Annotated in this window: 23 protein-coding genes; 19 read left to right on the forward strand and 4 right to left on the reverse strand. The window is 67.6% G+C overall.

Translation table 11 applies throughout. The features are described from left to right. The first annotated feature begins 26 nt into the window (after positions 1 to 26). From nusA to AB0P11_RS15485, 5 genes are all read left to right on the forward strand, one after another. Positions 27 to 1,010 (forward strand): transcription termination factor NusA, encoded by a 984-nt coding sequence (gene nusA / locus AB0P11_RS15465; RefSeq protein WP_053095786.1) that lies wholly within the window; start codon positions 27 to 29, stop codon positions 1,008 to 1,010. 59 nt (positions 1,011 to 1,069) lie between these two features. Further along, positions 1,070 to 1,324, forward strand: coding sequence for a YlxR family protein (locus AB0P11_RS15470; protein ID WP_072591126.1), 255 nt, complete (start codon positions 1,070 to 1,072; stop codon positions 1,322 to 1,324). Positions 1,325 to 1,419: 95 nt separating this feature from the next. After that, entirely contained in the window at positions 1,420 to 4,212 is a 2,793-nt protein-coding gene (gene infB / locus AB0P11_RS15475) for a translation initiation factor IF-2 (protein ID WP_056278440.1), read from the forward strand. Between the two features lie 71 nt (positions 4,213 to 4,283). Then, positions 4,284 to 4,718, forward strand: coding sequence for a 30S ribosome-binding factor RbfA (gene rbfA / locus AB0P11_RS15480; RefSeq protein WP_053095788.1), 435 nt, complete (start codon positions 4,284 to 4,286; stop codon positions 4,716 to 4,718). Positions 4,719 to 5,022: 304 nt separating this feature from the next. Next, entirely contained in the window at positions 5,023 to 6,981 is a 1,959-nt protein-coding gene (locus tag AB0P11_RS15485; RefSeq protein WP_363522847.1) for a helix-turn-helix transcriptional regulator, read from the forward strand. 9 nt (positions 6,982 to 6,990) lie between these two features. Here the strand turns inward: AB0P11_RS15485 and AB0P11_RS15490 are convergent, their stop codons facing one another. Next, entirely contained in the window at positions 6,991 to 7,890 is a 900-nt protein-coding gene (locus AB0P11_RS15490; RefSeq protein WP_363522849.1) for an A/G-specific adenine glycosylase, read from the reverse strand. Between the two features lie 104 nt (positions 7,891 to 7,994). Between AB0P11_RS15490 and truB the strand changes: the two genes are divergently transcribed. From truB to AB0P11_RS15520, 6 genes are all read left to right on the forward strand, one after another. After that, positions 7,995 to 8,888, forward strand: a complete 894-nt coding sequence (gene truB / locus AB0P11_RS15495; protein ID WP_053095791.1) for a tRNA pseudouridine(55) synthase TruB — start codon at positions 7,995 to 7,997, stop codon at positions 8,886 to 8,888. After that, positions 8,885 to 9,253, forward strand: coding sequence for a hypothetical protein (locus AB0P11_RS15500; protein WP_056278448.1), 369 nt, complete (start codon positions 8,885 to 8,887; stop codon positions 9,251 to 9,253). Before truB ends, AB0P11_RS15500 begins: the two co-directional genes overlap by 4 nt. A gap of 53 nt (positions 9,254 to 9,306) precedes the next feature. After that, positions 9,307 to 9,753: a hypothetical protein gene (locus AB0P11_RS15505; protein WP_235567465.1), complete on the forward strand. Its 447-nt coding sequence runs from the start codon at positions 9,307 to 9,309 to the stop codon at positions 9,751 to 9,753. Next, positions 9,750 to 10,703 (forward strand): bifunctional riboflavin kinase/FAD synthetase, encoded by a 954-nt coding sequence (locus AB0P11_RS15510; RefSeq protein ID WP_363522852.1) that lies wholly within the window; start codon positions 9,750 to 9,752, stop codon positions 10,701 to 10,703. Before AB0P11_RS15505 ends, AB0P11_RS15510 begins: the two co-directional genes overlap by 4 nt. Positions 10,704 to 10,912: 209 nt before the next feature. After that, on the forward strand, positions 10,913 to 13,057 hold the full coding sequence (locus AB0P11_RS15515) for a DEAD/DEAH box helicase (RefSeq protein WP_053095795.1): 2,145 nt from the start codon (positions 10,913 to 10,915) through the stop codon (positions 13,055 to 13,057). A 222-nt stretch (positions 13,058 to 13,279) separates the two neighbouring features. Then, positions 13,280 to 14,308: an ATP-dependent 6-phosphofructokinase gene (locus tag AB0P11_RS15520; RefSeq protein ID WP_053095796.1), complete on the forward strand. Its 1,029-nt coding sequence runs from the start codon at positions 13,280 to 13,282 to the stop codon at positions 14,306 to 14,308. Between the two features lie 73 nt (positions 14,309 to 14,381). Here the strand turns inward: AB0P11_RS15520 and AB0P11_RS15525 are convergent, their stop codons facing one another. Next, the gene (locus tag AB0P11_RS15525) at positions 14,382 to 16,481 is read right to left on the reverse strand and encodes a S9 family peptidase (protein ID WP_056279030.1); all 2,100 of its coding nucleotides are present in this window, start codon (positions 16,479 to 16,481) and stop codon (positions 14,382 to 14,384) included. A 159-nt stretch (positions 16,482 to 16,640) separates the two neighbouring features. Here AB0P11_RS15525 and AB0P11_RS15530 point away from each other — a divergent pair, with 159 nt between their 5' ends. Next, positions 16,641 to 18,020 carry an inorganic phosphate transporter gene (locus AB0P11_RS15530; protein ID WP_363522855.1) on the forward strand — a complete coding sequence of 460 codons (1,380 nt, stop codon included), beginning with the start codon at positions 16,641 to 16,643 and terminating at the stop codon, positions 18,018 to 18,020. After that, the gene (locus AB0P11_RS15535; RefSeq protein WP_187249511.1) at positions 18,017 to 18,352 is read left to right on the forward strand and encodes a peptidase; all 336 of its coding nucleotides are present in this window, start codon (positions 18,017 to 18,019) and stop codon (positions 18,350 to 18,352) included. Before AB0P11_RS15530 ends, AB0P11_RS15535 begins: the two co-directional genes overlap by 4 nt. A gap of 25 nt (positions 18,353 to 18,377) precedes the next feature. On the opposite strand, the gene AB0P11_RS15540 is transcribed toward AB0P11_RS15535, so the two are convergent. Next, a complete protein-coding gene (locus tag AB0P11_RS15540) occupies positions 18,378 to 18,944 on the reverse strand; it encodes a TetR/AcrR family transcriptional regulator (RefSeq protein ID WP_056278461.1) in 567 nt (188 codons plus the stop codon). 80 nt (positions 18,945 to 19,024) lie between these two features. On the opposite strand from AB0P11_RS15540, the gene AB0P11_RS15545 reads away from it, so the two are divergent. Both AB0P11_RS15545 and AB0P11_RS15550 read left to right on the forward strand, forming a co-directional pair. Next, positions 19,025 to 19,939 carry a metallophosphoesterase gene (locus AB0P11_RS15545; RefSeq protein ID WP_230100579.1) on the forward strand — a complete coding sequence of 305 codons (915 nt, stop codon included), beginning with the start codon at positions 19,025 to 19,027 and terminating at the stop codon, positions 19,937 to 19,939. 93 nt (positions 19,940 to 20,032) lie between these two features. Then, entirely contained in the window at positions 20,033 to 21,493 is a 1,461-nt protein-coding gene (locus tag AB0P11_RS15550) for an aspartate ammonia-lyase (RefSeq protein ID WP_053095801.1), read from the forward strand. A gap of 72 nt (positions 21,494 to 21,565) precedes the next feature. On the opposite strand, the gene AB0P11_RS15555 is transcribed toward AB0P11_RS15550, so the two are convergent. Next, the gene (locus AB0P11_RS15555) at positions 21,566 to 22,432 is read right to left on the reverse strand and encodes a fumarylacetoacetate hydrolase family protein (RefSeq protein WP_053095802.1); all 867 of its coding nucleotides are present in this window, start codon (positions 22,430 to 22,432) and stop codon (positions 21,566 to 21,568) included. Between the two features lie 196 nt (positions 22,433 to 22,628). On the opposite strand from AB0P11_RS15555, the gene AB0P11_RS15560 reads away from it, so the two are divergent. The 4 genes from AB0P11_RS15560 (at position 22,629) to AB0P11_RS15575 (ending at position 25,894) form a co-directional block, all read left to right on the forward strand. Then, the gene (locus tag AB0P11_RS15560) at positions 22,629 to 23,861 is read left to right on the forward strand and encodes a PrsW family intramembrane metalloprotease (RefSeq protein WP_363522859.1); all 1,233 of its coding nucleotides are present in this window, start codon (positions 22,629 to 22,631) and stop codon (positions 23,859 to 23,861) included. Positions 23,862 to 23,873: 12 nt separating this feature from the next. Next, a complete protein-coding gene (locus tag AB0P11_RS15565; protein ID WP_363522861.1) occupies positions 23,874 to 24,569 on the forward strand; it encodes an alpha/beta hydrolase in 696 nt (231 codons plus the stop codon). Between the two features lie 220 nt (positions 24,570 to 24,789). Then, a complete protein-coding gene (locus tag AB0P11_RS15570) occupies positions 24,790 to 25,158 on the forward strand; it encodes an FKBP-type peptidyl-prolyl cis-trans isomerase (RefSeq protein ID WP_053095804.1) in 369 nt (122 codons plus the stop codon). Between the two features lie 181 nt (positions 25,159 to 25,339). Then, positions 25,340 to 25,894: a YceI family protein gene (locus AB0P11_RS15575; RefSeq protein ID WP_053095805.1), complete on the forward strand. Its 555-nt coding sequence runs from the start codon at positions 25,340 to 25,342 to the stop codon at positions 25,892 to 25,894. The last annotated feature ends 19 nt before the right edge of the window (positions 25,895 to 25,913 follow it).

Raw genomic sequence — 25,913 nt, forward strand, 5'->3', positions numbered from 1 at the left:
CGACGAGAGCTGAATAGGGAGTCGTCATGGATATCGAACTGAGTCTGCTGCGTGGGATCGAGAAGGAGAAGGCGATCCCCTTCGATGAGCTGGTCTCGATCATCGAACAGGCCATCCTGACCGCCTACTCCAAGCACGTCTCGGACGACGGCGCCACCCCCGAGGGGGTCCGCGTCGAACTCGATCGTCGCACCGGGCACGTCGCCGTGCTGCAGGTCGTCAAGGACGAAGAGGGCGCGATCATCGGCGAAGAGGACGCGACGCCGAATGACTTCGGACGTATCGCGGCCTTCGCCGCCAAGCAGGTCATCAGCCAGCGCCTGCGGGATATCGCGGATGATGTCGTGCTGGGAGACTTCAAGGACAAGGAAGGCGACATCGTCGCCGGCGTGATCCAGCAGGGGCCGAATCCCCGCATGATCCACGTCGATCTCGGAGCCGTCGAGGCGATCCTTCCTCCGGAGGAGCAGGTGCCGGGCGAGGAGTACACCCACGGGTCGCGCCTCCGCGTCTACGTGACCAGCGTCGCGAAGGGTCTCAAGGGACCGCAGATCACCGTCTCGCGCACGCACCCCGGTCTCGTCCGCAAGCTGTTCGCGCTCGAGGTGCCCGAGATCGCCGCAGGTCTCGTGGAGATCGTCTCGCTGGCTCGTGAGGCCGGCCACCGCACCAAGATCGCCGTCCGTGCGAACGACCCGGCGATCAACGCGAAGGGCGCCTGCATCGGTGAGATGGGCCGACGCGTTCGTGCCGTCACCGAGGAGCTGGCCGGCGAGAAGATCGACATCGTCGATCACGACCCGGAGCTCGCCGCGTTCGTCGCGAACGCCCTCTCTCCCGCCAAGGTCACGAGCTCGTTCATCCTCGACGCGAACACCAGGGCCGTGCGTGCACTCGTGCCCGACTATCAGCTCTCGCTCGCGATCGGCAAGGAGGGGCAGAACGCCCGTCTGGCTGCCAAGCTCACCGGAGCGAAGATCGACATCCAGCCGGACAGCGTCCTGGACTGACCGCTCGCCACGTCCGACTCGCGCCAGCCGCGCGAGTCGGACGGGAACACAGGTGTAAGATGGAACCCGTACGAACGTGCGTCGGCTGTCGCACGCGTGCTCCCCGCGCCGCTCTTCTCAGAGTGGTGTCCCAGAACGACATCCTCATCCTCGATGAGCGCGCCGTTCTGCCAGGGCGAGGCGCGTGGGTCCATCCGACACCGGAATGCGTGGATGCCGCTCTGCGGCGCCGGGCTTTCGGGAGAGCACTGCGCGTCTCCAGCGATCTGGACACGCGGATCATCGAACAGCACCCACCAAGAAACAAAGGCTGAACGGCTATGGAAACAAAGTGAACGGCTCGAAATGAGACCCGTCCGCGACTAGTGGTCTGCCCTGTCTGGGTGGACCGACCCCAGACAGGAGAATTGTGGCTGGTAAACCACGCGTACACGAGATCGCCGCCGAACTCGGCGTCGACAGCAAGATCGCACTTGCAAAGCTCAAGGAACTCGGAGAGTTCGTCAAGAGCCCCTCTTCGACCATCGAACCGCCGGTGGCGCGCAAGCTTCGCGCTGCCATCGAGTCGGACGCCTCGCTGAAGGGCTCCGCGGATGCGGCTCCCGCCGCAGCGAAGCCCGGTGCTGCCAAGCCCGGTGCTGCCAAGCCCGGTGCTGCCAAGCCCGGTGCAGCCAAGCCCGGTGCCGGTGCACCGACACCCGGACCCAAGCCCGGGCCCAAGCCCGCGCCCGCGCCCGAGGCGTCTGCTGCCGCTCCGGCACCCGAAGCTCCGGCCGAGGCCGCCGCTCCGGCTGCCGCCACGCCGGCAGCTCCCCAGTCCGCAGACAGCGCAGCTTCCAAGCCCGCTGACGGCGGCGCACCCAAGCCCGGCGCCCCGCGCCCGGGCAACAACCCGTTCTCGTCCGCTCAGGGCATGGGTCAGCGGCCCAACGGACCGCGACCCGGCAACAACCCCTTCGCCTCCGCGCAGGGGATGGGCCAGCGCCCGACGCCGGGCAACATCCCGCGTCCGCAGGCTCCGCGTCCCGGCGCGCCGCGTCCGGGTGCACCTCGTCCCGGTTCCCCCCGTCCCGGCGCCCCGCGCGGCGGTCAGGGCGGTCGTCCCGGTGGCGCACCGTTCCAGCAGCGTCCGGGTGGACCCGGTCGTCCCGGCGGTGCCGGTGGACCCGGTGCAGGTCCCGGCGCTCGTCCCGGTGGAGGCTTCGCAGGTCGTCCCGGTGGCGGTGGAGGTCGCGGTCGCGGTCCCGGTGGAGGTACCGCAGGTGCCTTCGGCAAGGGCGGCGGCAAGAGCAAGCAGCGCAAGTCGCGGCGGGCGAAGCGGCAGGAATTCGAGATGCGGAGCGCCCCGGTCGTCGGTGGCGTCAACGTCACCCGCGGTAACGGGGAGATCATCCGTATGCGCCGCGGCGCGTCGATCTCGGACTTCGCCGACAAGATCGAGACGCTGACCGGCTACACGGTCCAGCCCGGAACCCTCGTGACGATCCTCTTCAACCTCGGCGAGATGGCCACGGCCACCGAGTCGCTGGATGAGGCGACGTTCGAGGTCCTGGGTGCGGAGCTCGGATACAAGATCCAGATGGTCTCGCCCGAGGACGAGGACAAGGAGCTCCTCGAGGGCTTCGGTCTCAACCTCGAGCAGGAGCTCGAGGAGGAGAGCGAGGACGACCTCGAGATCCGTCCTCCGGTGGTCACCGTCATGGGTCACGTCGACCACGGTAAGACGCGCCTTCTCGACGCCATCCGTCAGACCAACGTCATCGAGGGTGAAGCCGGCGGCATCACCCAGCACATCGGTGCGTACCAGGTGTGGACGGAGCACGAGGGCATCGAGCGTGCCATCACCTTCATCGACACCCCGGGTCACGAGGCCTTCACGGCCATGCGTGCTCGTGGAGCGCAGGTCACCGACCTCGCGATCCTCGTGGTCGCGGCCGACGACGGCATCATGCCGCAGACGGTCGAGGCGCTCAACCACGCCCAGGCGGCGAACGTGCCGATCGTGGTCGCGGTCAACAAGGTCGACAAGCCCGACGCCAACCCGGCCAAGGTGCGCCAGCAGCTCACCGAGTACGGCCTGGTCGCAGAGGAGTATGGCGGAGACGTCATGTTCGTCGATGTCTCGGCACGTGCGAACACCGGAATCCAGGAGCTCCTGGACGCGGTGCTGCTCACTGCCGATGCAGGCCTCGACCTGACCGCCAACCCGAACAAGGCCGCTCGCGGTGTCGCCATCGAGGCGAAGCTCGACAAGGGTCGCGGTTCGGTCGCTACGGTGCTCATCCAGTCCGGAACGCTGCGCGTCGGTGACGCGATCGTCGCCGGAACGGCTTACGGCCGTGTGCGTGCGATGGCGGATGAGAACGGCGAGCAGGTCCTCGAGGCCTACCCGTCGCGTCCCGTGCAGGTGCAGGGTCTGAACTCCGTGCCACGTGCCGGCGACGTCTTCATCGTCACTGAGGAAGACCGCATGGCCCGTCAGATCGCCGAGAAGCGTGAAGCTGTCGAGCGCAACGCGCAGCTGGCCAAGGCCCGCAAGCGCATCTCGCTCGAGGACTTCACCCGTGCTCTCGAAGAGGGCAAGGTCGAGTCGCTCAACCTCATCATCAAGGGTGACGTCTCCGGTGCCGTCGAGGCGCTCGAGGAGTCGCTTCTCAAGATCGAGGTCGACGACTCGGTGCAGCTCCGCATCATCCACCGCGGTGTCGGTGCGATCACGGAGTCCGACGTCAACCTCGCGACGATCGACAACGCGATCATCGTGGGCTTCAACGTCCGTCCCGACACGAAGGCGCGCGAGCGTGCACAGCGTGAAGGTGTGGACATCCGGTTCTACTCGGTGATCTACAACGCGATCGACGAGATCGAGAGCTCGCTCAAGGGCATGCTCAAGCCGGAGTACGAAGAGGTCCAGTCGGGTGTCGCCGAGATCCGCGAGGTGTTCCGCTCCTCGAAGTTCGGCAACATTGCCGGTGTCATCGTGCGCTCGGGAACGATCACGCGAAACGCCAAGGCTCGCGTCATCCGCGACGGTGTGGTGATCGCCGATGGCCTCGCCATCGAGTCGCTGCGTCGGTTCAAGGACGACGTCACCGAGGTTCGCACGGACTACGAGGCCGGTATCGGCCTCGGCAAGTTCAACGACATCCAGATCGGCGACGAGATCGAGACCACTGAGCTGGTCGAGAAGCCTCGCAGCTGATCGAGTTCGATATCTTCGGGCGAGGGTGCGTCATGCACCCTCGCCCGAAGGGTACGTAGAGGGAGAGAACAATGGCTGGTGAACGACAGGCACGTCTGGCCGATCGCATTCGTGTGATCCTCGCAGAGCGACTGGAGAAGGGTCTGCGCGACCCGCGACTCGGATTCGTGACCATCACCGACGTCCGCGTGAGCGGAGACCTGCAGCACGCCTCCGTGTTCTACACGGTGCTGGGCACCGAGGAGGAGCGCCTCTCCAGCGGTGCGGCGCTGACCTCCGCGACCGGCATGCTCCGCAGCGAGGTCGGGAAGCAGCTGAGCACCCGCCTGGTTCCGACGCTCGAGTTCATCCCCGACGCGCTGCCCGAGAACGCCGATCACATCTCGGCGCTTCTTCGCGAGGCGCAGCAGCGCGATGCCGACGTGGCGAAGCTCGCCTCCTCCGCCTCGCACGCCGGTGACGCAGACCCGTACCTGCGCCAGGAAGACGACGACACGCAGGCCTGAATATCGCGCCCTCGTCTGAGGGCGTGAGCAGTCTTGGTAACCTCGGCCTAACGGGCGGTCGCCCGTGGGGACTGGGGAGTTCAGCATCGACGTTTCGCGTGCGCAGGGGACAGCTTCGGTCGCACCGGCAGCTGTTGAGACGATTCTCGAAGAACTCCTCGAGCACGACCTGAGCTGCGCGCCGCATGTCGCGGCGCGACTCGCGGCCGAGCTGTCGGAGGACCCTCACACGATCCTGGCCGTCGCAGCTCGTCTTGACGCGGCTCAACGGCAGGGGCTCAGGGCGCTCCCCTCACCGTTGCCGATGGTGTCATCGGTCGAGACGCTTTTCGCCCAGCTGGAGCTGGACGACAGCGACCGTGAGGTGCTCATCGCGGTGTCGATGCGCCTCGACGACAGGCTGGATCCGCTGGTCGGTTTCGCCGGTCGTTCTGCCGCGGAGCTCACCACAGGCCCTCTCGGAGCGCTCCTCGACATCCACGCCGGTCGCGTCCGTCTGTCCGACCCCCGCTTGGCGATCTGGTTGCGAGCGACGACGCCCTCCTCCGCGGCTGCTGCAGTGCACCTGCGACTCCACCGACTCTTCGACGAACGCGGCGAGCAGGTGGACGCCGACTGGCACAGCGCTCGAGCTGCGATGCACGGCGAACCGGTGACTGCCGGGGAGCTCACACGGATAGCCAGGGAGCATTCGGAGGCGGGACTCAGCGAGCGCGCCTTCCACCTCGCTGCAGAAGCCGCCGCCCACTCGAGCGGGGTCGAGCAGGACGAGGCGAACCTCGTCGCCGGTGTCGCCGCCATCGCGGCCGGGCACGCGGTCGAGGCGGCGCGACGGCTCGGAAGTCTCTTCCCCGGTGGCGACGAGCTCTATCGGCTCCAGGGGCTCGGCGGGCTGCTCGTCGCCGAGACGCATCTGCGCGGGTCAGTTCCCGAGGTCGACATGAGCGTGATCCGGCCGGATCGCGATGACGCGGAGCACTGGTACTCCTGGGCGCGAGCTGCTGCCTTCGCGGCGATGTTGTGCGCCGAACGCGGTGACCGTCGCACGATGCGCTCGTGGCTCGACGCTCTCCGTCACGCGAGCGCGCGCGTCGAAGCCGATCGCGAACTCCGAGATCCGGTCGTCGCACTGGCCTGGCTCGTCATCGGCGACCGCGAGAAGGACGACGTTCGCGGGGCCGGGCCCCTCACCGGCGGCCTGTTGAGGGCGCTGCAAGCGGCGGTCGACGGGGACGTCGACCGGGGGCTGAGCCTGCTCGCCGCAGGTGACTCGCCGGTCGGCGTCGAGGTCGACCCGTTCGTGGCCGGCTTCGAGCTCAGTCCACTCGTCGCGGCGTACCGCGCGGTCGCCGAGGTGCTGCTCCTGATGTGGCGTGGAGACATCGGCGCCGCGCGCGACCGGATGCTTCGTGCGGCCGTCGAGCTGCCTGTGGCGCTGCCTTTCGCCGGGCTCGGCGTCGTGATCGCACGACGCCTCGATCTCGCGGTTCTCGGACATCTGGGGCCGTTCGCCAAGGCTCTCACCGCCGCCCTCCCGGCCCCTCTGCGCATCGATCAGCTGGTGGACAGGGGGATCGAATCATTCCTGTCGGGACACTCGGCCGAGGCCGCGGCGTGCATGCGGCTCTGGAGGGATCGCGGCGCTCCTCAGCCGACCCTGTCGGTGCCGGGGCTGGAGGAGGCGATCGTGGTCACGCATGGCGGATCATGGAGCCCGCAGCGGATCGAACCGCCCGAGATCGCTCTGGCGCAACGGCTGCGCGTGCAGATCACCAGCTGCTCGGACGACGAGTGGCGCCTTGCGCGGCCGGTCGTGGTCGCCGCCGCACGGACCTTGACCTCGCCTTTCTCGCGCGGACGGGTCGAGGCGATGATCGGCACGAGGTCGCTGATCAAGGGAGACGTGGGTCTCGGACGGGAGCACCTCTCGATGGCACGGAACCTGCTCGAGGTCTCCGGTGCGACGGCATGGGCGAGAGCGGTCTCGGTGCGTCTGGAGCAGGTGGAGGCCTCCGACGGAGCTGCCGCCAGCGGTGACCCGCTCTCCTCGTGCCGGCGAGTGTGGGAGTCGATGCTCACCGCTCGAGAGTTCGAGGTGGCGATGCTGGCGGTCGGCGGAGCTTCTAACCGCGACATCGCGGATGCGCTCCACGTATCGGTGCGCACCGTGGAGGTGCACCTCGGCCGGGTCTTCATGAAGCTCGAGGTGAGGACCCGAGTCGAGCTCACGGTGCTCGCTCACCGCATCGGGCAGTTCGTCTGACGGGCGGACTCAGCGGGGAAGCGACAGCAGTTCGCCATCGGCCTCGGCGAGGCCGTCGGCGATGAGCGAGTCGATCGCACGGTCGCGCTGAAGCGGATCGGGCCAGTCGGCCAGCACGGAGTCGATCAGGACCGGGGTGGGCGCGGCGGTTCGCAGCACCCGCAGCACGGCTCCTCGCGCCTGACGGTCAGAACCCTCGAAGGCGGCTTGGCGTCTGCGGGTGTCACCGGTCTCGGGTCGCCCTGCGGCCAGCCACGCGCATGTGTCGCTCAGCGGGCAGACGTCGCAGCGCGGCGAGCGTGCCGTGCACACCGTCGCGCCCAGCTCCATCGCGGCCGCATTGAACACGGCGGACTCTGTGACATCGGCGGGCAGCAGCGAGTCCATCAGCGCCAGGTCGCGACGCGAGGGCGGTCCCGGCTGTGCTTGGCCGAGGATGGCGCGCGCCATCACACGTCGAGTGTTCGTGTCGACGACGGGGTGCCGGTCGCCGTAGGCGAAGACAGCGACAGCCCTGGCCGTGTAGTCGCCGATGCCCGAGAGCTTGAGGAGGGCATCGATGTCGTTGGGGACGACGCCGCCGTGTCGCTCAGAGATCTCGATGGCCGCGCGATGCAGCCAGAGTGCGCGGCGCGGGTAGCCGAGGTTGGCCCACTGCTGCACGACCTCGGCGGGTGAAGCGGCGGCCATGGCCGCGGGCGTCGGCCACCGGGCGAGCCACGCCTCGAGGTGCGGTATCACTCGGTTCACGGGCGTCTGCTGCAGCATGAACTCGCTGACCAGCGTTCCCCACGCGCCGAAATCCTCGCGGAATTCCGTGCGCCGCCACGGCAGGTCGCGTGCGGCACCCCGGTACCAGTCCGCAAGAGGCTCGGACACCTCGGCGGGTGGATGCGAAGTCGAAGGCACCTCGTCAGCCTAGGCGAACACCGATGCCCCTGAAGAGCGGCGGACGGCGTCGACATGGGTCGCGACGGGCAGAGGGGAGTTCGAGCGCACCGTAGGCTTGAGAGATGGTCTCGCCCGGCATCCTCCTCGTCGACAAACCAGCTGGACTGACCAGCCATGACGTCGTCGCACGCACTCGACGTGCGCTCGGCACTCGCAAGGTCGGGCACGCCGGAACCCTCGACCCCATGGCCACGGGTCTGCTCGTGATCGGCGTCGAGGGCGCGACGCGACTGCTCACCTACATCGTCGGAGCGGACAAGACCTACGAGGCGACGATCCGACTGGGACAGACGACGGGCACGGACGATGCGGACGGCGAGATCCTGACCCGAGCCACGGCGGGGTCCTGGGACTCGGTCACCCCCGATCGGGTCGCGGCGGGGATCGACGCGCTCACCGGCGCGATCTCTCAGGTCCCGAGCTCGGTGTCCGCGATCAAGGTCGACGGACGTCGCGCGTACGACCGTGTGCGGGCCGGCGAAGAGGTCGTGTTGGCCGCTCGTGACGTCACAGTGTCGCGGTTCGAGGTTCTGGCGGAGCGTTCCGGTGACGGGTTCCTCGATCTCGACGTCGTCGTCGACTGCTCCTCCGGCACGTACATCCGTTCCCTCGCTCGTGATCTCGGGGCAGCGCTCGGGGTCGGCGGGCATCTCACGGCCCTTCGGCGCTCGCGAGTCGGCGACTTCGACGTCGCGGATGCCGTGACGGTCGACGGCGTCGTCGAGACAGCGCTGCTGACTCCGGCCGCCGCGGCCGCGAGGGTCCTGGACGTGATGCCGGTGTCGGCAGAGGAAGCGAGAGATCTGCGTCACGGCAAGCGGCTGGTCGGCCAGGCGGATCGGCTGACCGGCTCCCTCGCGGCTGCGATCGACGAGGACGGCGTCCTGGTCGGCGTCGTCGAGAGGCGCGGTGCCGATCTCAAGAGCGCCATGAACATGCCGGAGGCGGCTCGATGATCCTCTGGCTGACGATCGCCCAGGTGGCGGTCGCGATCTTGGCCGGACTGTTCTGCGTGTCACTCGGCCTGGCCGGACGACGTCCGAGCGACTACTCCGTCGGTGCGCTCGCGCTCGTCGAGCTGCTCCTCGTCGTGCAGGTGATCGTCGCCATCGTGGCACCGCTGGTGGGGAACCCGCCGACGGGCGACCTGCTCGAGTACTGGGTCTATCTCGTCTCCGCGGTGCTACTCCCCATCGGCGCCGTGCTCTGGGCGCTGATGGAGAGGAGCCGTTGGAGCACGGTGATCCTCGGGGTGGCGGCGCTGGCCGTCGCGATCATGATCTGGCGCATGCACGTGATCTGGACCATCCAGATGGCCTGACCGGTCGGCGAGGCATCCGGGGCTTCCCGCCCGGATCTAGAATGGAGGACGCTATGAGCACCACCGTTCCCACCTCCCGCATGACCGGCATCGGTCGTGTCCTCGTGATCGTCTACGCCGTGATGGCGCTGGCGGCGACCGGGCGAAGCTTCGTGCAGATCTTCCGCCAGTTCGGCGAAGCGCCTCTCGCGTATGCGCTCTCGGCACTCGCTGCCGGCGTGTACATCCTGGCGACGTTGGCACTCGTTCTCGCGAATCGACGCGGCTGGTACGCGGTGGCCTGGGTGGCGATCGTCTTCGAGCTCGCCGGAGTCCTCGTGGTCGGCTCGCTCAGCATCTTCTTCCCCGAGCTTTTTCCGCACGACACGGTCTGGTCGATGTTCGGGCGCGGGTATCTGTTCATCCCGCTCGTGCTGCCGATCTTCGGCATCTGGTGGCTGCGCACGCATAGGCCGGCCCGTGCGGTCGCGTCCGCTCTCCGTGTCGAGGCGAGCGCATGATCGTCTTCCGAGACCCGAGCGAGGTTCCCCCCGGTTTCGGTCCCTCCGCCGTGGCGATCGGCAAGTTCGACGGCGTCCACGCGGGGCACAGAGCGGTGATCGGGCGCCTCAAGGAGATCGCTGCCGAGTCGGGGATCCGCGCCGTGGCCGTCACGTTCGACCGCAATCCGCTCGCCGTGCTGCGGCCCGACCGCTGCCCGGAGAACGTGGTCACGGTCGAGCGGAAGATCGAGCTGCTGAGCGAGCTCGAGCTCGACGCCACGCTGCTTCTGACGTTCGACGAGGAGCTCGCAGCGCGCAGCGCGGAGGACTTCGTCGCCGGCATCCTGACCAGTGCCCTGCACGTGTCCACCGTTCTCGTGGGTGAGGACTTCCGGTTCGGCCGCGGCGGAGCGGGCAACCCCGATCTCCTCCGACAGCTCGGACCGAAGTACGGCTTCACGGTAGAGGTCGTCGACGACGTCTTCCTCGACGGCTCCGACCGTCGGGTGTCGTCCACCTGGATCAGGGAACTGCTGATGGCCGGAGATGTCACCGCCACCGCGCGTGTGCTCGACCGCAACGTCGACGTGCGCGGGGAGGTGGTGCATGGCCTCAAGCGCGGACGCGAGCTCGGCTTCCCCACGGCGAACCTCTCGGCGTCCGTCGACTCGTTCGTGCCGGCCGACGGAGTCTACGCAGGCTGGCTCGTCGACCACGAGACCGGTCTCCGCCACCGGGCTGCCATCTCGGTCGGCACCAACCCCACCTTCGACGACGTGCTCGAACGTCAGGTCGAGGCGCACGTGATCGGAGAGACCGATCTCGATCTGTACGGTCACGACGTCACCGTCGAGTTCGTCGAGCGTCTGCGCGGAATGGTCGCGTTCGAGGGGATCGAGAGGCTGAAGTCCCAGATGGCCGCTGACGTGACGGATGCCGAGACCGTCCTGTCGCGCGACGCCCGCTGAACTCGCCCTGAACTCTGCGTGTCCTGATCTGCGTGGCTCAGGCGGCATGGCATAGAATGGGCCTCGGTGGTCCCTGATCCTCGCGCGTCCTTCGCTCGTCGACGACCGCCGGAAATACTGTTCGTACGGTCCTGGCTCACGCCACACGCGGACACCGAGAACGGCCGATGCATCCTCAGGGTGTTCCGGCCTTCACGCTCAGGAGGAGCATGCCGACCACGGCAACCGCCGCAACACGGCGCAAGAAGACGTCCCGTCGCGACGATGAGGCACCCCTCATCCCGATCCTCGCCCGCAAGGTGCGTGAGATCGAGGCGAAGTCGCAGCGAGGAAAGCTCGGACCCACCAACCGGGTCAAGTTCCAGGTCATCGCCTTCCTGGTGCGTGAAGAGCGCGCCAGGGTCAAGGCGGATGCCGACATCGCCGATGCCGCCCGCGCAGAGCTTCTCAAGCGACTCGACGGCGTCGCCACGATCCTGGCGAAGACGGCGGCGCGCGACACGTCGCTGATCCAGCTTCTCGAAGCCGATCAGGCGACCTCACCGGTCGCGAAGCGCATGCGACGCGACTGGCTGCTCGAGTCGGGGGCCGAACTGGCTCCGGAAGAGCTGATCATCGCCGACATCGCGCCCGTTCAGGCACCCGTGGTGTCTGCGGCGATCGCCGAGCGGCAGGTGACCCCGCCCTCTGTCGAGGCGCGTCAGCTGGCGAACCCGTTCCTCGCGCCCGATCTCACCCCGCGCGCCACCACGACTCCGCGTCGACGTCTCGACGGCTGGGAGCTCATGGGCCCGCTCTACAAGGCTTTCGAGACCGGAGCCGGGGGAGGAGCAGCCAGTATGGACCTGCCTCCGGCGCCCGAGTACGACCACCTCTCGCCCAAGGGCCTCGAGGTCATGGTGCATCAGTCCCGCTTCCTCGAAGCGGTGCGAGAGGGGCACAGGAGCTTCCTCCTCGCCGACGAGCCCGGTCTGGGCAAGACGGCGCAGTCGGTGCTCGCGGCGTCCGTGGCCGGGGCCTACCCGCTGCTCGTGGTCGTGCCCAACGTGGTCAAGATGAACTGGGCGCGAGAGGTCGAGCGCTGGACCCCTCAGCGCAGGGCCACCGTGATCCAGGGCGATGGTGATGACATCGACGCCTTCGCGGATGTGTTCATCGTGAACTACGAGATCCTTGATCGCCACATGTCGTGGCTCGCATCCATCGGCCTCCGGGGCATGGTCGTCGACGAGGCCCACTTCATCAAGAATCTCAGCTCCCAGCGGTCGCAGAACGTGCTGTCGCTCGCGAATCGCGTTCGAGAGCGCACCCCCGGCGGTAACCCGCTGATGCTCGCGCTCACGGGAACCCCACTGATCAACGACGTCGAGGACTTCGACGCGATCTGGCGCTTCCTCGGGTGGACGACGGGTGAGAAGCCCGGGCCGGAGTTGATGGAGAAGCTCGACGCGACCGGCTTCACCCCCGCAGACAAGGCGTTCTACCCCGAGGCTCGCGAAGCCGTGATCTCGATGGGTATCGTGCGGCGCAAGAAGAAGGACGTCGCCGCCGACCTTCCCGACAAGCTCATCGCCGACCTTCCCGTGCAGCTGGACGACGAGTTCGGCCGCGGCATCCGTCAGGCCGAGCGAGAGTTGGGCGAGCGGCTCGCCGCCCGCTACCGGCGGATCATCGAGGCGCGAGGGGATCGCGGACTGGCACCCGGCGAGATCGACGACGACATCGTGCGTCTGGTCGCCCAGAACGAGCTCGAGGAGTCGAAGGCCGCTGGCACCGGGGGAGACAACGTCTTCACGATGGTGCGGCGCATCGGACAGGCGAAGGCGCACCTCGCAGCCGACTACGCGGCCCAGCTGCAGCGATCGGTGGGCAAGGTCGTGTTCTTCGCGAAGCACATCGACGTGATGGACCAGGCGGAGGCGCACTTCGCGTCGGCCGGCATCCGTTCGGTCTCGATCCGCGGCGACCAGACCTCGACCGTGCGGCAGCAGTCGATCGACGACTTCAACAGCGACCCCGAGGTCGGCATCGCGGTGTGTTCGCTGACCGCTGCCGGTGTCGGCCTGAACCTGCAGGCCGCATCCAACGTGGTCCTGGCGGAACTGTCCTGGACGGCCGCGGAGCAGACTCAGGCGATCGACCGCGTGCACCGTATCGGTCAGGACGAGCCGGTGACGGCGTGGCGGATCATCGCCGCGCACACGATCGACGCCAAGATCGCGGAGCTCATCGATCAGAAGCAGGGCCTCGCGGCCCGTGCCCTGGACGGCGAGGCCCTCGACGAGGCGGCGGCCGAGCCTGTGCAGCTGGGCGCTCTCATGCATCTTCTGCGGGAGACGCTCGGCGTCGTCTGAGCCTTCTCGAGTCGACAGAGATCGGCGTTAAGAATTCTGTTTCTTGGCGCCGATTTCTCATGTCGGCCGGGCGTATCGCGCATTTCTGGCGAATCGTCGCGCAACGGCGGCAAGATCCTCGGTTTTCATCGTCTCGAATGGCGCCCGGTCCGCCCGGAGCGCTAGTGTCGATCGCAGGCAACGTCGCCTGTTCCCCCTTCCCTGAACCCGTCTGAGGCAAGCATGAAGATCGGCATTCTGACGAGCGGCGGCGACTGCCCCGGACTCAACGCGGTCATCCGCGGCATCGTGCTCAAGGGCACCACCACCTACGACCTCGAGTTCGTCGGCATCCGCGACGGCTGGCGCGGCGTGGTCGACGGGGACTTCTTCCCGCTCACCAGACACGAGGTGAAGGGCCTGTCGAAGGTCGGCGGCACGATCCTGGGCACCAGTCGCACGAACCCCTACGAGGGTGAGCGCGGCGGCGCCGAGAACATCGCCAAGACGCTGTACGGACACAAGATCGACGGCATCATCGCGATCGGCGGCGAGGGGACCCTCGCAGCAGCCGACCGCCTCGCCAAGGACGGCATCAACGTCATCGGCGTGCCGAAGACGATCGACAACGACCTGCGCGCCACGGACTACTCGTTCGGGTTCGACACGGCGGTCAACATCGCCACGGACGCGATGGATCGTCTGCGCACGACGGGCGACTCCCACCAGCGCTGCATGGTCGCCGAGGTCATGGGGCGCCACGTCGGTTGGATCGCCCTTCACGCGGGCATGGCAGCGGGCGCTCACGCCATCTGCATCCCCGAAGTGCCCATGTCGATCGACGACATCACCGAGCTCGTCTCGAGCGCGCACGATCGCGGTCGCGCACCGCTCGTCGTCGTCTCCGAGGGGTTCAAGCTGCTCGGTATGGATGAGGCCTACAGCGACAAGGGCCTGGACGCATTCAACCGTCCTCGACTCGGCGGCATCGGCGACCAGCTCGCTCCGGCGATCGAGCGCATCACGGGCATCGAGACCCGCGCGACGATCCTCGGCCACATCCAGCGCGGCGGATCGCCGTCAGCCTTCGACCGCGTGCTCGCGACGCGCCTCGGACTCCACGCGGCCGACGCGATCATCGACAAGGCATGGGGTCAGATGGTCGCGATGCAGGGCACGGACATCGTGCGCGTGCCGTTCGCCGAGGCTCTGGGCGAGCTGAACACCGTTCCGCGCAGCCGCTACGACGAGGCAGCAGCGCTCTTCGGCTGAGTCTCGATCGCGTGCACCACAGAGAACGGGCCGATCCCTGCGGATCGGCCCGTTCTCTGTGTTCTTCGAGAGCTCAGCGCGATGCGAGGCCGACCGTGTCGAGGATCCAGGCGAGCTCGAACGCCCGCTCCTTCCACGAGTTGTAGCGTCCGCTGACACCGCCGTGACCGGCGACCATCTCGCACTTGAGCAGGGCGTCGGTCGCACCGGCGACGCGCAGGGCAGCGATCCACTTCGCAGGCTCGACGTAGAGGACGCGTGTGTCATTGAGCGAGGTCACGGCCAGGATGCGCGGGTAGCGCACGCCGTCGCGGACGTTCTCGTACGGCGAGTACGACTTCATGTACTCGTACACCTCGGCTCCGTGCAGCGGGTCGCCCCATTCATCCCACTCGATCACCGTCAGGGGGAGGGAGGGGTCGAGGATCGTGGTGAGCGCGTCGACGAACGGCACTGCCGCGAGCACGCCGGCGAACAGCTCGGGAGCGAGGTTCGTCACCGCGCCCATGAGGAGTCCTCCCGCGCTTCCTCCCTCGGCGACCAGGCGCTCGGGCGACGTGACTCCCTGCTCCACGAGGTGCTCGGCGCACGCGACGAAGTCGGTGAAGGTGTTGCGCTTGTTCAGCAGCTTGCCGTCCTCGTACCACTGCCGACCCATCTCGCCACCGCCGCGGACATGAGCGACGGCGAAGACGATGCCGCGGTCGAGTTCCGAGAGCCGCGCGACCGAGAAGCCGGGGTCGATCGAGTGCTCGTACGAGCCATAGCCGTAGAGATGCACGGGGCGCGGGTCGGCGCCAGGCTCTCCGAACGATCGCTTCCACACGAGGGAGATCGGCACGCGGGTACCGTCCGACGCCGTGGCCCAGTCGCGCTTCTGGCCGTACTCCCGGGGGTCATACCCGCCGAGGACGGCGACCTGCTTGCGCAGATGCAGCTCGCGGGTGGCGAGATCCATCTCGTAGACGGTTCCCGGAGTCACGAACGACGTGTAGCCGAGCCGGAGGAACGGCGAGTGCCATTCCGGATTGCCGCTGACGCCTGCCGAGTAGAGGGGCTCGTCGAAGGCGATGTCGTCGACCGAGTCCGTCGTGTAGTCCAGGATGCCGACCCGTTCCAGGCCTTCACGGCGGTACTCCACCGTCGCGAAGTCGCGGAACGCGTCCATCCCGAGCAGTCGACGACCCGGCTCGTGCGCGAGGACGATGCGGCGCTCACTCTGTGGGTCGGAGGCGGGCACGGAGACGAGCTCGAAGTCCAGGGCCTCATCGTTGTGCAGGATGTAGAGGCGGTCCTCGCCGTCCACCACTGCGTGCTCGAGCGAGTACTCGACGCCTTCGCGGCGCGGCCAGACGATCCGAGGAGCTGCGGTGAGGTCTCCGGCGAGATCGACGAGGTACTCCTCGCTGGTGATGCTCGATCCGACGGCGATCACCAGGTACTTGCGGCTGCGGGTGATGCCGGCGCCGAGCCAGTACTTCTCATCGGGCTCGTGGAAGAGCTTCACGTCGTCCGAGACGGGAGTGCCGAGACGGTGCAGCCAGAGAGTGTCGGGCCGCCATGCCTCGTCGCGAGTCGTGTAGAGGATCCCGGTGCCGTCCGGTGTGAAGAACGCGCCACCCGTGTCGGGGATCTCGTCGGGGAGCGTCTCGCCGGTCACGAGGTCGCGCACGTGCACCGTGTAGAGCTCGTCGCCCTCGAAGTCCGTCGCCCAGAGCAGCTTCGTCGCGTCGTCCGAGGTGTCGAACGCTCCGAGGGAGAAGAACTCATGCCCCTCGGCCTCGACGTTGCCGTCGAGCAGCACGATCTCGCCCGGCACCGCCACGCCCGGCTCCAGCACCGGGGGAGTCCAGTCGTCCTCGGCCGCGGCAGTACGGCAGTGGATGCCGTACTGCGCGCCCTCTTCGGTGCGGCTGTAATACCACCAGGCCCCGCGCCGCGTGGGCACGGACAGATCCGTCTCCTGCACCCGGCCCTTGATCTCCTGGAACAGAGTCTCGCGGAGGTCGGTCAGATGGGAGAGCTCGGCTTCAGTGTGGGCGTTCTCGGCTTCGAGGTGTGCGATGACCTCGCCGGATTCCTTCTCCCGAAGCCATTCGTATGGATCATCGAAGGTGTCACCGTGGTGCGTGCGAAGGGTCGAGCGGCGGTCTGCGATCGGGGCATCAGTCACGCCTCCCACGCTATCCCAGGTCAAGTTGACCGGCACCCGGGAGGGTGGGAGGATCTACCGGGGCCGGTTAACGGAAGTAAAACCCACGGTGAACTCTTCGTTCGTCACGTCGATCCCGTCGACACCTCTCCTTTCTTCCTCAACGACCGAAAGCGAACGGTGGAAACCGCAGCCCTCATCGTCGTGCTGGTTATCCTGCTGGCACTCTTCTTCGACTTCACCAACGGGTTTCACGACACCGCCAACGCGATGGCCACGCCCATCGCGACAGGCGCGCTGAAGCCCAAGACCGCTGTCCTTCTCGCAGCAGTCCTCAACCTCGTCGGAGCATTCCTGTCGACGGAGGTCTCCAAGACCGTGTCGCACGGGATCATCCGCGAGGACACGATCCAAGGCGACGTGTTCCTGCCGATGATCTTCGCCGGTCTCATCGGCGCGATCACCTGGAACATGCTGACCTGGCTGCTGGGTCTGCCCTCGAGCTCGTCCCACGCGCTGTTCGGCGGCCTCATCGGAGCCACCCTGGTCGGCGTCGGAGTCAACGGCATCGACTTCGGGATGGTGCTCTCGAAGATCATCCTCCCGGCGCTCATCGCCCCGCTGACGGCCGGCATCATCGCCTTCGCGGCGACCAAGCTCGCGTACTCGATCACGCGACGCTACGACGGCAAGCCCGACGGGCGCGACGGCTTCCGCTGGGGACAGATCTTCACGTCGTCACTGGTCGCACTCGCGCACGGCACGAACGACGCTCAGAAGACGATGGGCGTGATCACCCTCGCGCTGATCACTGTCGGGTGGCAGAGCAGCGAGCAGGCCGATCCGTACCTCTGGGTCATCATCGCCTGTGCGGTGACGATCGCCCTCGGCACCTATCTCGGCGGGTGGCGCATCATCCGCACGCTGGGCAAGGGGCTGACCGAGGTCAAGCCCGCGCAGGGCTTCTCGGCCGAGAGTTCGACGGCAGCGACGATCCTCGCCTCCAGCGCTTTCGGCTTCGCGCTCTCGACGACGCAGGTCGCTTCGGGCTCGGTCATCGGCTCCGGCCTCGGCCGCCGCGGCTCCACGGTCCGCTGGCGGACCGCCGGTCGAATCGCCATCGGCTGGCTCCTCACACTTCCGGCTGCAGGTGCAGTCGGTGCCCTCGCGGCCCTGCTCATCACCTGGCTCGGCCTCTGGGGCATCGCGATCGACGCGGTCCTTGCGCTGGCCGTGATCATCGGCCTGTTCCTTCGCTCCCGCAAGGATGCAGTGACCTCCGCGAACGCCATGAGCGATGTGGCCGAGTCGGGGCTCGCGATCGAGCACCCCGACACGCCCCCGCCCACGCGTCGACAGCAGCGGATCATCGAGGCCAAGGCCGAGGCCAAGGCTCGTGCGGAGGCGCGCGAGAAGGTCAAGGCTCAGGCCAAGGCGGACGCCAAGGCGAAGGCAGCGGCCAAGGCCGCGAAGAAGGCCCCGAAGACGGGAGCCTCGACGCGGGTCGACGGCCCCGGGGCCGACAGTCCCGAGACGGCGAAGAGCGAGGAGTCGAAGTGAGTGTCGGCATCGACTGGGGCGCATTCGTCCAGGTGTTCCTTGCGGCTCTGATCGGAGCCTGCGCGGTCGTGACGTTCTATGCGTTCGGTCTTCGGCTCCTTGTTCGCAGCGGACACGCGCCGGTCGTGAGCCCGGCGGAGTTCACCGACGCCATCACCGTGATCTCCGAGAAGGAGCTCAAGCGGGCTGCCAAGCAGGCGGCCAAGGCGGCGAAGAAGAGTCCGCTCACCGAGGGGCAGCGACGGATCGCGCTGTTCGGCGCGTACGGATGCTTCGCGCTCTGCGCGGCTGCGGTCGTGGCAGGCATCCTGATCATCGTCGTCGGGCACTGACCGACGAGTCCTGCCCAGGAGGGCGTCAGCGGAGGAGACCGGCGACGAGGTCGTCGACGATCTCGTCGGTGGTGGTGTCCGGATCGATCGGGGTCGTGAGCCGATCGAGCAGCAGGCCGTCGATCGCATAGTGGAAGAGCGCGATCTCTCGGCGACCACCCGGAAGGCCCGCTCCCGCGTTGAAAGCGACGTCCGCGTCGAACCCCGCTCGCTGCCACGCGCCGAGAAGGGCGCCGACCTCGGGGCGGCGGCTGCTCTCGAGCCGCAGCTCGAACAGTGCGAGTGTGACGTCGCGGTCGTCGGTGAGGCGACGCACGATGTCGCGGATGTACTCGGCGAAGAGCTCTCTGCTCGGTTCCTCCGATGACCGCCGTGCGAGGTCGTCGTCGCTGGGGGCGAGACGCTCGCCGATCCGATCGACGAGGCCCGCGATGAGTGCCTCTCGGCTGCGGAAGTAGTTCGAGGTGGTGCCCACCGGCACGGCCGCGACGATGTCCACGGCTCGGTGGGTGAGACCGCGAGAGCCATCGGTCGCCAGAACGGTCAGCCCTGCATCCGCGATGATCCGTCGCCGTGTCTCGTTCTTCGCCATCCGAGCACTGTATCGCGACTACTACAGCTGCCGTGGAGTCGTCGCCCGTCCGGTGTCGCGCCGCGGCCTACGCTGAGACCATGTCAGCGCCTTCCGACAGCGGCTTCGTCTTCGGTCGCCATGATCCCGCCTCGCACGTCATCATCCATGTGAGCGACCCGCACTTCCTCGCGGGTGGAGCGCGGCTCGGCGGACGATACGACGTCGAGTCGAACTTCGCTCGCACCCTTGAGGCGATCAGGGCCGTGCACCCGCACCCGTCGGCGATCGTCATCACCGGCGACCTGGCCGACCTGGGGGAGCCGGATGCGTATCGCCGTCTCCGCCGCGCCGTCGAGCCGGTGGCGCAGGAGCTGGGGACGACCGTCGTCTGGGTTGCCGGCAACCACGACGAGCGGCCGGCGCTGCGCGAGGGGCTGCTCGACCTGCCCGCGACGGAGGAGCCCGTGACGGGCGCATGGGACCTCGACGGTCTGCGCCTGATCGCCCTCGACACGAGTGTGCCCGGATGGCATCACGGCGACCTGGACCCCGGCCAGCTCTCATGGCTGGCGGAGATCCTGAAGCAACCGGCGCCGCACGGCACGCTGCTCGCGATGCACCACCCGCCGCTCCCGAGCCACCTTCCGCTCTTCGACATACTCGAGCTGCGGCACCAGGACGAACTCGCGGAGGTCATTCGTGACACGGACGTGCGCGGTATCCTCGCCGGCCACCTGCATTACTCGTCGCACGGCACCTTCGCGGGCGTGCCTGTCAGCGTGTCCTCGGCGACCTGCTACACGATGAATGTCGCTCGTCCGGCCGCCGATGTGAACGGCATGGATGCGGCGCAGGCGTTCCAGATCGTGCATGTACGACCCGAGACGATCACCCACACCGTGGTGCCCGTGACCGACGCGCCGACCGGCGATCACTTCTCGATGGCGTGGCTGGAGAGAATGGCCCGTCTCAGCCCGGAGGAGCGTCTCGAGGCTTTCTCTCGCAAACGCTGACCCGCCGTCGTATCCCTGGCCGTGCATGCACGCAGGCGTAGACTGGATGCATCCCCCGCACCACACACTCGCCACTACCCACAAGGATGTGACATGGCTTCTGCCGCGCCTGCCCCCACCCGCACCGAGACCGATTCGCTCGGGAGCATGGAGATTCCCGCCGACGCGTACTGGGGGATCCACACCGCCCGCGCCGACGCGAACTTCCCGATCACCAAGCGTCCGATCTCGGTCTATCCGGACCTCGTCGTCGCACTCGCGATGGTCAAGCAGGCCAGCGCCAGAGCGAACCGCGAGATCGGCGTCCTCGACCCCGAGCGTGCGGACCTGATCGATCGGGCCGCCCAGCGTGTCATCGACGGAGAGTTCCACGATCAGTTCACCGTCGGTGTGATCCAGGGCGGTGCCGGCACGTCGACGAACATGAACGCCAACGAGGTCATCACCAACATCGCCCTCGAGCTCGCCGGACGCGAGAAGGGCGACTACGCGTTCCTCTCGCCGATCGATCACACGAACCGCAGTCAGTCGACCAACGACGTCTACCCGACGGCGGTCAAGATCGGTCTCTCTCTGACACTCCGCTCGCTGCTCGAAGAGCTCGATCTGCTGCGCATCTCGTTCCTGCACAAGTCGCACGAGTTCCACGATGTGCTCAAGGTCGGACGAACGCAGCTGCAGGACGCCGTGCCCATGACTCTGGGTCAGGAGTTCCACGGCTTCGCTTCGACCCTCGGCTACGATCACACGCGCCTCACCGAGAACGCCTCGCTGATGTTCGAGATCAACATGGGTGCGACCGCCATCGGCACCGGCATCACCACGCACGTCGACTACGCACCCGCTGTCCTGAAGCATCTGCGCGAGATCACCGGACTCGACCTGGTGACGGCCGGCGACCTCGTCGAGGCGACCAGCGACACCGGCTCGTTCATGTCGTTCTCGTCGACCCTGAAGCGCAACGCCATGAAGCTGTCGAAGATCTGCAATGACCTGCGACTGCTGTCGTCGGGTCCGCAGGCGGGCTTCGGCGAGATCAACCTGCCGGCGATGCAGGCCGGTTCCAGCATCATGCCGGGCAAGGTGAACCCGGTGATCCCGGAGGTCGTCAATCAGGTGGCGTTCGCGGTTGCCGGCGCCGACATGACGGTGACGATGGCGGCCGAGGCCGGGCAGCTCCAGCTCAACGCATTCGAGCCCGTGATCGCCCACTCGATCTTCCAGTCCATCACCTGGATGCGACAGGCGATGTGGACGCTGCGCGTCAACTGCGTCGACGGCATCACGGCGAACCGAGACCGCCTCGGCGCCATGGTCGGCGCTTCGGTCGGCGTCATCACAGCACTCACGCCGTTCATCGGATACGCCGCCGCGGCCGCGCTGGCCAAGACCGCGCTGCTGACGAACAGGAACGTCGCCGACCTGGTCGTCGAAGCCGGACTGATGTCTCGCGAAGAGGTCATCAAGCAGTTGTCGCCCGCGCGTCTGTCGGGACTCGAGGCCATCACGGCCGCGATCCCGGTGATCGGGTCCGAGGACCTCATCGAGATCTGACTCCGAGCACACGGAAGGGCCCCGGCGACATCTCGCCGGGGCCCTTCCGTGTGTCACAGAGTGAGCGGGTGATCAGTCCAGCACGCGACAGTGGGTGGTGAGCTCGCCGATGCCGTCGATGCCGACCGTCACCGTCGAACGATCCCGGAGGAAGATCTGGGGGTCTCGAGAGTATCCGGCACCGCCGGGGCTCCCGGTGGAGATCAGAGTGCCGGGAAGCAGCGTCAGGGACTGCGAGAGATGCGCGATGAGCTTCGCGACCGACCGCACCATCTGATCCGTGCTCGCGTCCTGGACGGTCTGGCCGTCGACGATCGCCCAGATGTGCAGGTCCTGCGGGTCGGCGACCTCGTCGGCCGTGACGGCGAAGGGACCGGTCGGGGTGAAGCCGTCGAACGACTTGCACCGTGACCACTGCGCTTCAGAGAACTGGACGTTCCGCGCGGTGATGTCGTTCACGACGGTGTAGCCCCAGACGTGCGAGAGCGCGTCGGCCTCTGCGACATCCTTCGCCGGGGTGCCGATCAGCACACCGAGCTCCGCCTCGTAGTCCACAGCCTCGCTCAGCGAACGCGGCCACGACGTCGTCTGCTCGTGGCCTGTCAGCGAGTTCGGCCACAGGGTGAACACGGTCGGAGCGGCGTCGGTCTTTAGACCGAGCTCGCTCGAGTGAGCCGCGTAGTTGAGGCCGACCGCGAGGACCGCCGGGGGAGCGATGACCGCTGAGGCGAAGCTCCACCCGTCGAGCGGGTGCCGCGGGGCATCGCCGTCGAGGGCCGAGCGAAGAGCGGTGAGCGTCTGCTCGCCCCCTTCGATCAGCTGCTGAAGCGTCGCAGGGGGGTCGGGAAGGAGATCGGAGACGAGGATGGCATCGGCACCCTCCACCACTGCGAGATGCGCAGCGGGAGAGTCGGCACGACGCAGATGAGCGAACCGCATGCTCCTACGCTATCCGCTGCTCGGCTCGATTGCCTGGAGGAAGTCGCCAGACCCGGGCGAAGTTGGTTGTTCGCCATATGCTTTGGCTATGAGTTCCGGAGGACCGTCCCAGCCATCGCCGTACACGCCGCCGCCCGCGCAGCAACAGCCGCCGACGTATCCCCAGCAGCCGCCGACGTATCCCCAGCAGTATGCTGTGCAGCCCCCGCAGTATTCGGCGCAGCAGTACGCGCAGTCGAACTACGCCCCGCCGCAGTTCTCCCAGCGTCCTCAGTACGCCTCGGTCCTCGCGCAGCCGACCCCGTATTCGCCTCCCGCTCCGGCCGCACCCTCGCCTGCCCCCGGTCTTCCTGCCCTGCCGGCGGCACGCCGAGGCGGACGCGTCGCGCTGTTCGCGCTGTTCGGCTTCCTCGGTCTGCTGATGCTCGGGCTCATCGCCTACTTCGGTCTGTTCCTGGGTCCGCTCGCATCGATCATCGGCCTCGTCCTCGCGCTCGTCCCGCTCGCCATCGTCTTCTTCGTCGTCCGTATGATCGACCGGTGGGAACCCGAGCCCAAGTCGCTGGTGTTCTTCGCGATCGCCTGGGGTGCGATCGCCGCCGTGGGACTCACGCTCCTCGTCGACCTCGGGCTGACCGCGCTCCTGGGGTTCCGGGGAGAAGTGGCGGGCGCCGTCATCCAGGCGCCGATCGTCGAGGAGTTCTGGAAGGGTTTCGGAGTCTTCCTGATCTTCCTCATCGCGCGTCGCTCGTTCGACGGTCCGGTCGACGGGGTCGTCTACGGGGCGCTGGTCGGTGCCGGCTTCGCGTTCACCGAGAACATCCAGTACTTCGCGATCAGCCTCATCGAGGGCGGCGGCGAGCAGCTGACGGTGACGTTCATCCTCCGGGCGATCATGTCGCCCTTCGCCCACGCGATGTTCACATCGCTGACGGGTCTCGCCATCGGCCTGGCCGCTCGACGGCACGCGTCGACAGGGGCCGCACTCGGGTTCGGTCTGCTCGGGATGCTGGGGGCGATGGTGCTCCACGGCCTGTGGAACGGATCGTCCTTCGCGAACTTCTTCCTCCTCTACTTCGTCCTCCAGGTGCCGCTGTTCGTGGGGTTCATCGTGGGGATCATCGCGTTGAGGCGCGAGGAGTCTCGCCTCACGAAGGCCCGTCTGGGCGATTACGCGGCCGCCGGGTGGTTCACCCCCGAGGAGGTCACGATGCTCGCGACTCCCGCCGGGCGCAAGACCGGCCTGGCATGGGCGTCGCAGCTTCGGGGCGATCGGCGTCCGCTGATGCGCGAGTTCATCAAGGACGCCACCATGCTGGCATCCGTCCGTCAGCGCGCGATAACGGGGCGCGACCCTATGGCACCGGCGGACGAGCAGGCGCTGCTCGCCCGAACCCGCGCCACTCGGGCTGCTCTGCTGGCCTACTGAGACCCGCTGATCATGGCCCTCTTCATCCTCGTGCACGGAGCAGGAGACACGGGGTGGTCATGGCATCGGCTCGCCGCCGTCCTGCGGGAGCGCGGACATGAGGTGATCGCACCCGACCTGCCGGGCGATGACGAGTCCCTCACTCTCACCGACTACGCGGATGCCGTCGTGGCCGCGGCAGACGCGAGACGGGGCGGTGTCGTGGTCGGCCATTCGTTCGGGGGATTCACCGCACCGATCGTCGCTGAGAGATTGGCGGCGGACGTGCTCGTGATGCTGGCGGCGATGATTCCCGACCCGGGGGAGCGTCCGGACGAGTGGTGGTCCAACACCGGATTCGAGGATGCCGTGGCGGCGCAGGCAGCCCGCGACGGAGGCCTCACCGGCAACGACGATCCGCACATCGGCTTCTATCACGACGTGCCGCGAGCGCTCGCCGACGAGGCGATCGGTCGGGAGAGAGCACATCCGTCGGTCGCATCAATGGCCGTCCCGTGGCCGCTCACGGCCTGGCCCTCTGTTCCCACTCGGTTCGTCGTCTGCACGGAGGACAGATTCTTCCCGCCCGCATTCCTTCGCGACCTCGCCCGGAAGCGCCTGGGCATCGTCGCCGACGAGATCGAGGGGAGTCACTGCGTCGCCCTCAGCCGGCCCGAAGAGCTCGCATCGATGCTGATCGCCTACGCGCAGGAGCAGCAAGCGTCATGATGCTCGAGCCGTCAAGCAGGTTCCGTACCAAGACTCAGCGCCCGGTGCTGCGGCGATGCCTGCATGTCTACCGGGCGCTGAGTTGATCTGTAAACAGGGTGCACCCGGTGTGCGCGGGTGTCAAGGGCTTAGGGGGCAGTCGACGGGCGGCATCGCCGTTTCGCCCTCAGCGGAGCGATCGCGTTGACCCGCGCCGGGCGACTCGGGTTTGATGGAGGACATGACTGATCGCACAAAGCCTGAGTTCGACGCCCCCACCGGACCCGCCCCCGCGGAGCTCGTGATCCGCGACATCATCGAGGGAGACGGAGCCGAGGCCAAGCCCGGCGACACGGTCACCGTGCACTACGCCGGTGTCGAGTTCGAATCGGGCGAGGAGTTCGACTCGTCGTGGGGTCGCGGCGAGACCATCCAGTTCCCGCTTCGCGGCCTGATCCAGGGGTGGCAGGACGGCATCCCGGGCATGAAGGAAGGCGGACGGCGCGAGCTCGTCATCCCGCCGCACCTCGCATACGGCCCGGTCGGAGGAGGCCACTTCCTCTCGGGCAAGACCCTCATCTTCATCATCGATCTCGTCGCCGTCGGCTGACCCGATCGACGCCGGGAGGCGCCGGGCCCACTGCGGGCTCGGCGCCTTCTCGTCGCCCGAGGAAATATCCGCATTCAGGGGAATACATGCATGTGCATGTAAGTTGTTACGCGTGACGCCGTGAACACGGCCCCTCATCCGTTGCCGCACACATGCGGCTGATGTCTCCAGAGGAGAAACCATGACCAGCATCGACATTCCCGGCTACCGTCCCGGCACCTGGGTGCTCGACCCGTCGCACAGCGAGGTCACGTTCAGCGTGCGCCACATGATGATCTCGAAGGTGCGCGGCACGTTCGGCGTCAAGAGCGCGACGCTGATCGCTCCCGAGAACCCGCTCGAGGCCCGCGTCGAGGCGAGCGTCGACGTCACCTCGATCGACACCAAGGACGAGGGGCGCGACACGCACCTGCGCTCCGGCGACTTCTTCGACACCGAGAACTTCCCCACGATGGAGTTCGTGTCGACGGGTGCGCGCGCCGAGGACGGCGAGCTCTTCGTCGACGGCGACCTGACGATCCGCGGCATCACCAAGCCCGTCAGCTTCGAGCTCGACTTCGGTGGCTTCGGCTCCGACCCGTGGGGCAACTACAAGGCCGGCGCATCGGCCAAGACGGTCATCAACCGCGAGGACTTCGGCCTGACGTGGAACGCCGCGCTCGAGACCGGCGGCGTGCTCGTGGGCAAGGACGTCACGATCAGCCTCGACCTGCAGGGCGCTCTGCAGCAGGACTGATCACCTGATCTCGAGAACC

This window comes from Microbacterium sp. NPDC079176 (genome assembly GCF_040686675.1).
Classification (GTDB): Bacteria; Actinomycetota; Actinomycetes; order Actinomycetales; family Microbacteriaceae; genus Microbacterium.

Coding starts and splice junctions, on each gene's coding strand:
- AB0P11_RS15505 (WP_235567465.1), top strand. CDS start 9,307: ATGAGCACCACCGTTCCCACCTCCCGCATGACCGGCATCGGTCGTGTC.
- rbfA (WP_053095788.1), top strand. CDS start 4,284: ATGGCTGGTGAACGACAGGCACGTCTGGCCGATCGCATTCGTGTGATC.
- AB0P11_RS15500 (WP_056278448.1), top strand. CDS start 8,885: ATGATCCTCTGGCTGACGATCGCCCAGGTGGCGGTCGCGATCTTGGCC.
- nusA (WP_053095786.1), top strand. CDS start 27: ATGGATATCGAACTGAGTCTGCTGCGTGGGATCGAGAAGGAGAAGGCG.
- AB0P11_RS15515 (WP_053095795.1), top strand. CDS start 10,913: ATGCCGACCACGGCAACCGCCGCAACACGGCGCAAGAAGACGTCCCGT.
- AB0P11_RS15470 (WP_072591126.1), top strand. CDS start 1,070: ATGGAACCCGTACGAACGTGCGTCGGCTGTCGCACGCGTGCTCCCCGC.
- AB0P11_RS15510 (WP_363522852.1), top strand. CDS start 9,750: ATGATCGTCTTCCGAGACCCGAGCGAGGTTCCCCCCGGTTTCGGTCCC.
- AB0P11_RS15520 (WP_053095796.1), top strand. CDS start 13,280: ATGAAGATCGGCATTCTGACGAGCGGCGGCGACTGCCCCGGACTCAAC.
- AB0P11_RS15485 (WP_363522847.1), top strand. CDS start 5,023: ATGGTGTCATCGGTCGAGACGCTTTTCGCCCAGCTGGAGCTGGACGAC.
- AB0P11_RS15575 (WP_053095805.1), top strand. CDS start 25,340: ATGACCAGCATCGACATTCCCGGCTACCGTCCCGGCACCTGGGTGCTC.
- AB0P11_RS15545 (WP_230100579.1), top strand. CDS start 19,025: ATGTCAGCGCCTTCCGACAGCGGCTTCGTCTTCGGTCGCCATGATCCC.
- AB0P11_RS15555 (WP_053095802.1), bottom strand. CDS start 22,432: ATGCGGTTCGCTCATCTGCGTCGTGCCGACTCTCCCGCTGCGCATCTC.
- AB0P11_RS15540 (WP_056278461.1), bottom strand. CDS start 18,944: ATGGCGAAGAACGAGACACGGCGACGGATCATCGCGGATGCAGGGCTG.
- AB0P11_RS15570 (WP_053095804.1), top strand. CDS start 24,790: ATGACTGATCGCACAAAGCCTGAGTTCGACGCCCCCACCGGACCCGCC.
- AB0P11_RS15565 (WP_363522861.1), top strand. CDS start 23,874: ATGGCCCTCTTCATCCTCGTGCACGGAGCAGGAGACACGGGGTGGTCA.
- AB0P11_RS15550 (WP_053095801.1), top strand. CDS start 20,033: ATGGCTTCTGCCGCGCCTGCCCCCACCCGCACCGAGACCGATTCGCTC.
- truB (WP_053095791.1), top strand. CDS start 7,995: ATGGTCTCGCCCGGCATCCTCCTCGTCGACAAACCAGCTGGACTGACC.